We start from the raw sequence: 12275 nt of genomic DNA, 5'->3' as shown, positions 1-12275 counted from the left end.
GAATGCGGGGGATTCTTCTCTCAAAGGCTCGACTCTAGACCGATATTACTATCGATCCCCGATAGAACGCCTCCAGAAGCAGTTTTACTCACGGGCTGCCCGACCGCAAGGATACCTCTGTCTCTAATTACTTGTGCTGCTGCTGTATCGCGATCAGTGGTGTACCCGCACGACTGACAACTATGGATTCTGACATCCAAGGTTTTCTTACCAGTATGGGTTCCACATTGGGGGCAAATTTGACTCGTATAGTTTTTATCAACACGAGCAAAATACACCCCGCGCTTCCAACACACATGAGACAGAATCGAGAAGAATTGACCATAGGCTGCATCGAGAGTATGTTTACCGAACATCCCCTTTGCCCAAGCCTTAAAATTGATATCCTCAATGAATATCATTCCTGCTTGGTCACATAACCTATGAGCTAATTTATAGTGCCAATCCTTTCTGGTATCACTGATTTTTTGATGAATTCTAGCAATCTTTTTCTGGAGAGCAAGCCAATTATTAGACCCTTTTCTTTGATGCTTTAATCTTCGCTGCAGTGATTTCAACTCGCGGTGAAGTGCCTGAAAAAATCTCGGTCTGTTGACTAATTCTCCATCTGAAGTTGCGAGGTATTTGTCAATCCCAATATCTACCCCTAATGGATGTCCTGACGGTGGGCGAGCGGGCAGGTTGACTGCTAACTGGTAGGTCAGCATGACAAAATATCCTGATGCCCTTTTAACTACTCTAATTTGCTTGAGTATAAAACCCTCTGGTGTGGGTCTAGACATTTTCATCCTTACCCACCCAATCTTAGGCAGGTTAACCTTTCCATTCTCCACTGCTGCATCCTTAACAGCCGGGAAAACAAACGATCGCATCCGTTTTTTGAAGCGAGGAAACCCATGCCCTCTCTCCCACATTGCTACAAATGCCGACTCTAAAACCTTTAAAGTTTGCTGCAATACTTGCGAATGAGGGGTCTTTAATTCGGGACAATGCTTCTTAGCTTCTGCCAAACCTTTGCACTGACTAGCATAGGTTGGTCTAGGAGTATCCGGTGAGATAATATACTCACCAACTATCGAACAAGCATTAACAGAAGACTTACGAGAATTCACCCAATCTTTCCGTTCTCGCAAGGCATAGTTATAAACCTGACGACAAACAGACAACCAAATCTCAAATATTTGAACTTGAGATTTGGTTGGACGTAGTTTGTACTCGTGAGTTACTGTTAGCATGATATAATCATATCATGCTTTTAGAAATCAACCAGGATTTTTCTAAGACTGTAGGTGGCCGCATCCGCTGCCGAGTTCATCCCCACGCGTGAAGTCGGGGGCTTTCCTCTCGTTTTCCGGTAACAATAGTCTCATAACTCACTTACTATTAATTTATCGCTCTGCCGCGACACGAGCCTTGCCGGTATCCAATTACACATAACTTAGCCTTAGTTTTTGATTCAATTATGACTGATACACCGCAAGATTCCTCCCCTCCTTCATCTGCATCCTCCACAAATGTTGTGGATGCTGAAAAGTTAATTCGATCGCTCCGCCGAAAAGAAGGCACTTGGGTAGAGTGGGGACAGGCCTGCACTGCACTGCTAAAAGCTGGCTACAACTCTCAAAGGATTTTTGAAGAAACTGGTTTTGAGCCAATTCAGCAAAATCAAGTAAGCGTCGCAGCCCAAGTTTACACCAGCATGGTCAACGCTGGGGCTTCAGAGGAAGTTCGATCGCACTTCTTGAAAAAAGGTAGCGATATCTTATACGAGTTTCGGATTCTATCTCAAGTAGAGCGGGCCGGGGCGGCTGCTTTGATGCTAACCCACAACTTGGATGTTGACGATGCTCGCCAAGTTGCTAAAGCGATCAAGGAGTTTTCCCACTTCGGGAGTCTCCCCCAAGGGTTCACAGACACTCCCGGCGATGCTATGGCTTACCAATGCTGGCAATTAGCGAGACAGAAAAGCGATTTGCAAGAGCGATCGCGCTTAATTGCTCGCGGTTTAAAATTAGCTAGCAGCCCAACCGCTAGGGCGCAAATCGAGCAGTTGCTGGTCGATTTTACCGTAGTTCCGAGAAGGGAAGCGCCCCGCTTACCAGTCTACCGACTCGATACCGAGGAACAATTGCCCCGGATTGTCCCGGTTGTGGGCAAATTGCCGCTTTCTACGAGAGATTTGCTGGCAGTGCCTTTGCCGGAGGAAATCGAGCCGTTCCGAATGGTAAAATTTTCTGGAGCCGGAGCTTGGGTGGCGATTCCCGGATGGCAGGTAATTTTGAACGCTGAAGATCCGGTGGCGGTTTTGGAAATGAGCGATAGATTGCCGGTACCGCTGCAAGGCAAAGTTGAAGAAGTTTTGATTATTGCCGATCGAGCTCAAAGACAGTGGGATGCTGACAGTTATTTCCTCGCCGATAACGCTGGCAATTTAGAATTGTACTGGTTTGAACAATCCCCAGATATTCCTATTTTGGGGCGAGTTGTTCTGGTGATGCGTCCGAAAAAGATTGTGGACGAAGACTATACCAAAGATGGATGGCAAATTGATGATTAGTCAGTTGTCAGTTGTCAGTTGACTGTTGACTGTTGACGGTTGGCAGTTGTTAGTTGTTATTTGTTATTTGTTATTTGTTATTTGTTATTTGTTATTTGTTATTTGTTATTTGTTATTTGTTATTTGTTAGCTGCGACCAATAACTAATAACTAATAACTAATAACGACTAATGACTAATGACTAATGACTAATGACTACTGACTACTGACTACTGACTACTGAGGCGGTTTCGGTTCTTGAATTTGCGGAACAGAATGCTGTTTCTTAAATCGATTAAAGCCGTAAACCGCAGCCGCAATTAACAGCAAATAAGGACTGTAAGCCAACAGCCAAATACCCAAACCAAACAAACCGAGGGTCAATTCACCCACAGAATGAGTCGCTTTTCCCCAAGTTTCCTGCGCCCGCAAACCGAGAGAAGGTTCCTGAGTTTGTTGAGCCGATACTGCTGCTTCTAAAGTTAAGCTAATAGTCGAATAGGCTACTTGATTTCGCAAACTTTTTAACTGCGCGTCAATGCGTTCGATCGACTCCCGAATCTTGCTCAACTCTTGAGAAGCTTTGAGCACATCGCCGACAGAACCCGATCGCTCCATAATTTTCAACACCATTTCCTCTGATTTGCGGAGGTTCCGTAGCCTAGCCTCGTTGTCAACTAATTGATCGGTAACATCCTCAGCCATCAGAGAACGGTTCTCTACATTTCCGAGTTTTGCTAAAGCCTGTAAAGTAGTTTCTAAACGTTCTTGGGGCACCCGAATCTCCATAGATGCGGTTTGGCGGACACTCGAATCCGGAGGCTTTTGATTTTGGAAACCCAAGATATCGCCTTGCTGTTTTTCGACAATATTGGTAACAGATTTAGTGCTGGCGTCAATAGATTTGACAACTACGCTGAGTTCGGCTTTTTTAATCAGTTGGGGACGGATTGCCGGAGTTTCTGCTACTTTTTGTGATATACCACGAGGTCTTGAGGCTGTGACTCCTGGCATAGCTGGGAGTACAGGAGGGGGTGGTGGAGCCGATCGGACAAGTTGGTTTTCAGGGCTGCTGGATGAAACTGCGCCGCCTGTATCGCTGCTGGGCAGCGGAGATCCTCCGCAACTAGGCAAAGCAATGGCTGAAGATAAAGTTAAGAATACTGCTACAGCAAAACGAGTTGTGCTGCTGTTGGCTGGGTTTGGGTTTGGCTGGTGTGGGGGGGAATTGATTTTGAGGTGAGTTTTCATTTGGGTGACTCCTCTAAAAAAGGCTTGGGTATTGAATTTTATGCTGGTTTCAATTTAAGCTCGAATAGATAGCGTTAGTTTAGCCGATACCGAAATGGAAACGGTAGAGGTTGAATACTTTGGGATTTTTAACCGCAGATAAACGCAGATGAACGCAGATGAAAGCCAATAAATATCGGTGTGATGACCGAAAACAATTTGGTCACAAGTCCCCGGATTCATCCGTGGAGGGAGAAAAAAGCTCCTCGCTTCCCATCGCCAACCCCCGGATTTATGAGCGAGGTCGCTTTATTCAATCTAAAATCTAAAATCTAAAATCTAAAATCGATTGACGGTTTGGGTTCTGGGCATAGGCGCAACTAAAGCAACTCGGTTTCTGATAACGTTTGAAAAGGCTCAACGACACAAATATTTTTCTAATCTAAAATCTAAAATCTAAAATCTAAAATCTAAAATCGAATGACAGATGAATTTGATACTGATTTTATACGATCGACAACCAATATCGATCGCCCTGGCAACATTTCCTCTGGGTTAGACTCTGCCGCAGTTTTGCGAGAACAAGCTTGCCTTAAAATTCGCGAAAGCTTGCGTGCGGGGCAGCAGGACATGGCGGACTGGCAAGGCGGCCCCCTTGCTGTTTCGGCGGTTCCGGGGGCCGGGAAGTCTACGGGAATGGCTGCTGCGTCGGCAATTGCGATCGCGCGCAACGGGCTTCACAGCCGCCGCCAGTTAATTGTCGTGACATTTACGCGATCGGCTGCTGCTAATATTAAAACTAAAATTCGGGAAAGATTGGCAGAATTGTCTTTATCTCAAGGCGGTTTTGCCGTGCACACTTTGCACGGTTTAGCTTTGAATATTGCGATGCGCCATCCTGATTTGTCAGGTTTAAATTTAGAAAATTCAACCTTAGTTACTCCAACTCAAAGTCACCGATTAATTCGCACCTGTGTAGAACTTTGGATTGCTGAAAATCCCCGCCGATATCAAGTTTTGTTGGAAGGACAGCAATTCGATGGAGAGGAAACGGAGAGGCTGCGGCGACAATCGGTTTTGCGGACAGAAATTTTGCCCCAGGTAGCTAAAACTGTGATTCACGAGGCGAAATCTTCTGGTTTGTTTCCCGAACAGTTGTTAGAAATGAGCGCTCTTGATACTGGGGACGGTTATGAGATTTTAGCAGTAGCTGGGGGTTTATATCAAAAATATCAGGCTTTGTTGAGGAGTCGGGAATTCATCGATTACGACGAGATGATTTTAGCAGCTTTGCGGGTGTTGGACAATCCGAGGGCGAGGGCGATCGAGCAAAAGCAAGTATTTGCCGTTTTTGAGGACGAAGCGCAGGATTCGACACCTTTGCAGACTCGGCTTTTGGAAACATTGGCGATCGATCCCGATCATCCTACTTTACCTCCCAATTTTATCAGAGTTGGCGACCCAAATCAAGCGATTAATTCTACTTTCACTCCCGCCGACCCGATTTATTTTAACCAATTTTGCGATAACTGCGAAGTAGAGAATAAGTTAGCGACAATGGACGGTGCAGGTCGCAGCACCCAGGTGATTATCGATGCCGCTAACTTTATGTTGCAATGGGTAAATGGCTCAGAATTAGCAAAACATGAAAAGCCTTTTCGCGACCAAACTATTAAGCCAGTACCCAGCGATGACCCGCAGCATAATGCCAATCCGGCTCCCATTGGTCGAGGCTTAGAATTGCATACTCCACGCGATATTTACCATACAGTTGAGTTGATTGGCAAGCGGGTAATTGAGTTAGTTGAGGAATTTTTACCTGCCGATTTTGAATTCGCAAGGAATGAAAAAGCTATCCATTCAGCCACGGAAGCTAGCGAGGGGGAAAATAGCGCTAAATTGCCATTAGAAAATCTGAAATCGATGGCTATTTTGGTGCGGGAAAACAAACAAGGTAAGTTTATCAAAGAAGTGCTGGAAAATCCTCAAAAACACGGATTAAGCTTTGATTTGCGTAAATACGGGATTAAAATTGAGGATGTGGGAGAACGGGACAGACATTCTCAAGTACCTTGGGAAATCTTAACACTGCTGCAATTTCTCGATCGCCCGCACTCTCCAGACTACCTAAAAGCAGCCTTAAAGATTTTGAGCGATCGACAACTGATCCCCAAACAAGACTACAATGCTTTTGCGACTAGCCCCGAACAATTCCTTTACCCAGGCCCCCTAGACCCGCAGCAGTCAGACCCCGTTCGCAAATGCCGCTATTTTTGCTGCGGTTTGCTGCAAGCTAGCTTAGAACTGCCACCCTACCAAATCATTTCCTTCTTAGCCTTAGCGCTGCAATACGACCAAACAGAATTAGCCACCGCCGACAAATTAGCAGAACGGGTAGCAATCCAAACAGCCGGCAACAATTCAATGCGTAATATTTTGGATGTACTAAGCGAAATTGTCAGTTCCGAAAGATTTGAACCTGTGGATGCAGACGACAAAATAGAAGAACGTTATACCAGCAAAGGTCAACTAACAATTATTACCATGCACAAAGCCAAAGGATTAGATTGGGATTGTGTATTTTTGCCGTTTCTGCACGAACAAACCATCCCCGGAAATTTGCGAGTTTTGCCCCAATCCCGATTTTTAGGAGATTTCACTTTAGCAGAGGTAGCGAGAGCACAAATTCGAGCGAGTTTGCACGAAAAATATCCTTTACCAAATCTAGGCGAAGCCTGGGAACAAGCAGGTTATTTGAAAACAGCAGAAGAGTTTCGACTGCTGTATGTGGCGATGACCAGAGCAAAAAGCTTGCTGTGGATGGCAGCGGAGAAAAAAGGGCCTTTTACTTGGAACAAACCAGAGAATTTGCAGGAGCAAAAACCTTGTCCGGTAATGCCTGTTTTGAAGCAGAGATTTCCGAGTAATGCGATATAAAAGAAGTAAGAAGTAATCAGTAATAAGTAGCTTGTTTCCGGCTCTACTCATGGGTGACAACTTAAGCTGAAGTTCCCCGATTTGTTGCTCCGATTACTCAACAATAAATCTGTAATTCCTACTACTCAACTATCCTTCGTTGTCCGATCGCCCTTAGCTTAAAAGGGTGTTTCTGCCTGTAAGTGCAGCTTTCCTCCCAACTGCGGATGCTCAAACGAAAGTTCCCGCGCGTGCAAGTGTAGCCGATTCGCAGCAGCCCGACATCCGTAAAGCCGATCGCCCAAAATCGGTATCCCCAACCCTCGAACATCCGCTGCATGAACCCTCAATTGATGCGTGCGTCCCGTCAGCGGCAAACACTCGACGCGATCGCAATTTCCCTCCCTCGCCATTACCTGAAAGCGAGTAACACTGGGTTTTCCGCACTCCCAATTGACTTGCTGGTAAGGGCGATTTTCTGGATCGCCCCAAAGTGGGAGATCGATCGTCCCCGCATCAATTTTTACAGTACCCAAAAGCACCGCTTCATAAACTTTGTGAACCTGCTTTTTGTCAAATTGCTGCCTGAGTTGACTGCTAGTTTTTTTGTCTCGCGCCAATAGCAAAATTCCAGATGTTTCCCAATCTAAACGATGCACGATTGTCAAATTTAAACAATCCGGTAATAAGTTACGCAAACGACTGAAAACACTATCTTGATTTTCCAAATAACGACCTGGAACTGACAGCAAGCCAGAGGGTTTATTGACCGCTATCAACCATTTGTCTTCATAAATAATCGGTGGCATTTGGGTAACGGGCAAGATGCCCGTTCCACAAGAAATATTATGGTTTTTAGGGCTGGCATCTAGCCCGCCCGCAACGGGCAAGATGCCCGTTCCACAAGAAATATGATGATTTGTGGGGAGTAGGGGCTGGGCATCTAGCCCGCCCGCAACGGGCAAGATGCCCGTTCCACAAGAAAAATTATTGCTTGTGGGGAGTAGGGGTTGGGCTTCTAGCCCGCCCGTCAAACCCTCATTTATATTAGAAAAAATCGGATTTTGAGCCAATCCTGACAGCAAAAAACCCATCAACGGCTGACACCGATCGCCACAAGCACCATAAAATTCTCCCTGTATCTTATCCTCCGATGGCGGCCCCCACCAAAACTCAGCCATTGCCAGCGGTTTCAGATTGTTTGCTGCCGCGTAGTGGAGCAATTTTGGCGCGCAACAGTCGCCGGTGCCAGTGGGAATAGAATTAGTTGGCATCAATGAGGAGAGCGATCGCGATTTCCCCAAAAAATTCATCAGAGTGTAAGCCGCGTGCATTTGCGTCTGAAGTTCGCGGGAAAGTTCTTTTCGCCGCTGTTTTAGCGCCCGCATCCGTTGATCGGCAGCTTCAATTAATTGTTTGATCGGCTGCAATGTTTCATCCCGCTGTCGTTTCAATTGTCTGCGCTCACTTTTCTCCAAACGGCTTTCTTGATTCAGTTGTTCCAGGGCAATTTCTAGTGTTTCTGCTGGGAGAGTTTGACACAGTAACTGGCGTTTTTCGTCTCGCAGCAGCTTGCACTTGCGATGCCGATCGCTCAAAACTTGCATTTGCACTTCAAACTCCCGACATAAGGCTTCATACTCTTGTCGCTGCGGGAGTTGATTGAGTGCAATAAGTTCCTGTTTCATCGCCTCCAATTGAGTTAACGTGCGGGCTTCATCGAAAGCAACTCGCTCGCGTCCCGGAATCGGTGGCACCCAGCCCTCAACAATGCTGCAACCGTTCAGCAGCCCGGAAAATGCTTTGAGTATCCCCTGTTCCCCCGAAGGCATCTCCACAAGTAATATGCCGTACATCTTCCCTTCGCGATCGTAGGAATCGTCAGCGGCCAGGTACTGCATCAAACGCCGCGCGAGATCTTCGGACATTCGAGTGCGGGGCAGTCTCAGCAGCTCGCCACTTTGAGGACAACGGCCTTCGTACCAATAATTCGGGTGCGAGTCGATCGACTCCCAATGACAGTCCGTAAAATCTAAAAGCGCGTGCAACTCTAGCATCTTCAATTTGGTTTGAAACCTGAATTAGGACATATCTGCTTGTGTCTTGACGGTATTTTACAGCGGTGTAACGAAAGCGGGAACGGGGCATAATTTTATACCTACTCAAATTAAGTAAAAATGATTGGTTGCACCAAGCCTGATATGCTAAATTTGTTTCCAAACAGCAGCGAGATTAAGAAAAGCATAAGTTAATATATAAGACCGCAAGCTTGTTATCCCACTAAATTTTTTATGTGCAAGGCGTATGCCAGACCTCTCGACTTCGGCTCCTGAAAACTCCTCAAACCCCCAACCAGCTCTGCTGCCGCCGATTTTAAGAATTTTTGCAGCATTTCCAGATTACGATCGGGGCAATAGATTGTACGCCGCAGGAAGGTACGAAGCGGCAGTCCTTTGCTACGGAAAAGCGGTTCAAATTAAGCCGGACTGGGCTAGGGCGTGGCTGAATCTGGGCAAAGCTTACAAGCAACTGCATTCCTACGCAGAAACCGTAGCCTGCGCCGATCAAGCTACAGCAATTAATCCCGAAGAATACTGGGCTTGGATGCTGCGCGGCACAGGGCTGTTAAGTTTGCAAAATCACTCAGAAGCGATCGCTGCTTTCGACACCGCAATTCAAATCAATTCAGAAAAGCACGAAGCTTGGTATCAGCGGGGCAGAGTTTTAGAGGAATTGCAGCAGTGGGATGCAGCCGCAACCTGTTACAAAAGAGCAACCCAACTTCATCCGAATTTGCCCGCCATGTGGTATCGGCAAGGCAACGTGTTGGTTCAAGCGGAGCGCTATCCTGAAGCCGTGGCCGCTTTTGAGCGCGCGCTGAAACTCGTCCCGACTAATTGGGAAGCTTGGCTGAACCGAGGTTTGGCTTTGATGAAAGCGGAACGCTACGCTGAAGCTGTAACTTCTTACGATCGCGCCATTCAACTGCAACCGCAAAATAGTCTGGCTTGGTTCAATCGGGGCATTGCTTCAGCAAAATTGCACAAATATGCAGAAGCGGTGACAGCTTACGATCGCGTACTGCAAATGCAGCCCAACGACTGCGAAGCTTGGTTTTATAAAGGAATGGCCCTCAAACACCAGTGGGCCGATGCGGCAATTGCTTGTTTCGATCGGGCAATTCAAATTAATTCTTTTTATCCCGAAGCATGGATCGGGCGCGGTCAAACACTGTCAGAATCGAGAGATTTTGAAGGGGCGATCGCTGCATTTGACCAAGCCGTTCAAATTAATCCGAATTTTCCCGAAGCTTGGCTGGGTAGAGGCATCGCCCTGGCCGGATTGGAACGCTACAAAGAGGCAATTATCGCTTACAGTAATGCTCTACAAATTGAAGGTAATTTTCTAGAAGCTTGGAACTTGCGAGGCGAAGCTTTGGAAAAATTACAGCAATACGAAGAAGCGATCGCCTGTTTTGATAAAGTAATCTCTCTGACTTCAGAAGCAGAAATTACATCAAAAGTAGGGTTGCAGCAAGGCGCAGCGCTGGAAAAATTGCAGCGTTACCAAGAAGCCGTCGCAGCTTACAACCGCGTAATTAAAATCGTGCCCGACAATTTTGAAGCTTGGTTGAAACGCGGCAACGCTTTGTCAAAATTGCAGCAGTACGAACAAGCTCTAGCATCATACGATCGAGCAATTACTATCTGGCCGGATAACTATCAAGGCTGGGTACAGCGAGGTCTGATCCTAGGAGAAATGCAGAACTATTCCCAAGCACTCGTCGCTTTTGACCAAGTGATTCAACTCAAGCCAGACAACTGGGAAGCTTGGGCGCAGCGGGGCGACGTTTTGCAAAAATTGCAGCGAACTCAAGATGCCATTAGCTCTTACGGAGTCGCCCTCGAAATCAAACCCGATTACTACGAAGCTTTAGTCAGTCGAGAAGAATTGAGACTCAAGGGCGCGATGTCAGGAAAGTGGTAATGGGAGCATCCCAAGGATAGCTTTATTTCGTAGTGTTCGCTCTCCGATCACGAAGCGAGATATATCTCGCTCCCTAGCAGGAGGCTCGCTGTGAGATATAAGCTCTGCTGTGATCCGACAGCCAACACTCCTAAAACATTCCCTCTTTTCTCTTCCTCTGCGTTCTCTGCGCCCTCTGCGGTGCATAAACAAATCTAATTCACAAATTATATCGTTTCCGGTTGCATCGGAATAATAAAATCCAGTCAACACTTAACACTCAACCATTGAGTTTTTCCACCCCTCCTTCTACAGTCAACAATCAGGTATGAGTGCAACCGGAATTGATGTTAAATAGTATTGCTATATCCCGATGAAATTAGCTCAACAAAGTCATAATATCCTGCCCAGTAAAAAACCCCTGATTAGGTTGGTAGGGAGGTTTTTCGATAGGAAATAATATGAATAATCGGCAAAAATTAACAAATCAGAAGATGAATCGGCGACTAAAAACATTGATATCTGGTGGAACACCCAGGCATCCTGCCTGTTCCAGAAAAATGCCTGATGTCAGTTATAACTGAATCTTAGGCACTGTTCTCAATCAGACCCAATCAACCTGGTAAGTAACCACACAAAATTAATTACATAAAGACTCCTTGCTAGGCAAGGGTTTCAGTAGAAATATTGTGTAATTAATTCTGCACACCTACTTAACAGCGACGAAAAATCTAAGATATCAGGTCGATCGCACTGCAAGAAACCAAGCGGAGGACGCCAAGAGTGTAAGATGTCAGTTATCACGAATACTTTCTGTTGGCGATTGCCCGACGGCACCCAAAATTGAAAATTATGACAGCCAATTGCTGATTATGCTGGCTTCATGTTATAGTGGTTTTCCAAGAATTAAATTCGGTTGCGTAGTTTGTTGGTGTTTATTTACAAGCGTCTCTCCGAATCTAAATCTCTGCACCCTAATGATTCTGGAGATTTTATGTCGATTTACGTGGGTAATCTTTCATATGAGGTAACATCAGACGACCTCAACGAAGTATTTGCCGAGTACGGTACTGTAAGCCGCGTCCAAGTGCCAGTGGACCGGGAAACAGGCAGGATGCGGGGTTTTGCTTTTGTGGAAATGGCAAGCGAGGCAGAAGAAGCAGCAGCCATCGCAGCTTTAGACGGTGCTGAATGGATGGGCCGCGACTTGAAAGTCAACAAAGCCAAACCTCGCGAAAACAACAAACGCCCCTCGGGCGGTGGCGGTGGCTGGGGCGACAACGATCGCTCTTCACGCGGACGCTACTAAGCTTTGACACGGAAAATTTGAGTTTTGGTAGTTGACGGCAGGTGCGAATGCTGCTTTTTTTTCGGGTTGTTCGATCGACCCATCAAATAAAACTCCCAAACCTCTAAATCAGTTTTGCCCCCTCCTTCGAGGGGGCTTTGTTTTTGGCAAAAAATCCCCCCAGGTACGCCCGCAGCGAACTTCCCAGTCTAATTCGCGATTCGGTATCCTCTTAACTTCTGTTTTTAAGAGAACACCACAGAACAATTGATCCTATAATAAGAGAAAGATAGTTTCATTGTCCCACCACCCTTATGCGTCCAAAATCTGTCCTTCATC

General features: G+C 46.2%; 7 protein-coding genes. 4 read left to right on the top strand and 3 right to left on the bottom strand.

Features of this window, described 5'->3' with window-relative positions; genetic code table 11:
- Positions 1-20 precede the first annotated feature (20 nt).
- A complete protein-coding gene (locus tag QUA83_RS19465) occupies positions 21-1235 on the bottom strand; it encodes a transposase (RefSeq protein ID WP_333295213.1) in 1215 nt (404 codons plus the stop codon).
- Between the two features lie 227 nt (positions 1236-1462).
- Between QUA83_RS19465 and QUA83_RS19460 the strand changes: the two genes are divergently transcribed.
- Complete coding sequence (locus QUA83_RS19460; protein ID WP_333295212.1) at positions 1463-2557, top strand: RuBisCO accumulation factor 1; 1095 nt, start codon at positions 1463-1465, stop codon at positions 2555-2557.
- Positions 2558-2773: 216 nt separating this feature from the next.
- On the opposite strand, the gene QUA83_RS19455 is transcribed toward QUA83_RS19460, so the two are convergent.
- The gene (locus QUA83_RS19455; protein WP_333295210.1) at positions 2774-3787 is read right to left on the bottom strand and encodes a DUF4349 domain-containing protein; all 1014 of its coding nucleotides are present in this window, start codon (positions 3785-3787) and stop codon (positions 2774-2776) included.
- A gap of 459 nt (positions 3788-4246) precedes the next feature.
- Here QUA83_RS19455 and QUA83_RS19450 point away from each other — a divergent pair, with 459 nt between their 5' ends.
- A complete protein-coding gene (locus tag QUA83_RS19450; RefSeq protein WP_333295209.1) occupies positions 4247-6703 on the top strand; it encodes an ATP-dependent helicase in 2457 nt (818 codons plus the stop codon).
- A gap of 158 nt (positions 6704-6861) precedes the next feature.
- Here QUA83_RS19450 and QUA83_RS19445 read toward each other — a convergent pair whose 3' ends face one another.
- Positions 6862-8739 (bottom strand): pseudouridine synthase, encoded by a 1878-nt coding sequence (locus QUA83_RS19445; protein WP_333295208.1) that lies wholly within the window; start codon positions 8737-8739, stop codon positions 6862-6864.
- 247 nt (positions 8740-8986) lie between these two features.
- Between QUA83_RS19445 and QUA83_RS19440 the strand changes: the two genes are divergently transcribed.
- On the top strand, positions 8987-10669 hold the full coding sequence (locus tag QUA83_RS19440) for a tetratricopeptide repeat protein (RefSeq protein WP_333295207.1): 1683 nt from the start codon (positions 8987-8989) through the stop codon (positions 10667-10669).
- Between the two features lie 973 nt (positions 10670-11642).
- Positions 11643-11957, top strand: a complete 315-nt coding sequence (locus QUA83_RS19435) for an RNA-binding protein (protein WP_333295206.1) — start codon at positions 11643-11645, stop codon at positions 11955-11957.
- Positions 11958-12275 lie beyond the last annotated feature (318 nt).

It is taken from the genome of Microcoleus sp. K1-B1 (assembly GCF_036704705.1).
Classification (GTDB): Bacteria; Cyanobacteriota; Cyanobacteriia; order Cyanobacteriales; family Microcoleaceae; genus Microcoleus.
This window is presented reverse-complemented; position numbering and strand designations above follow the sequence as displayed.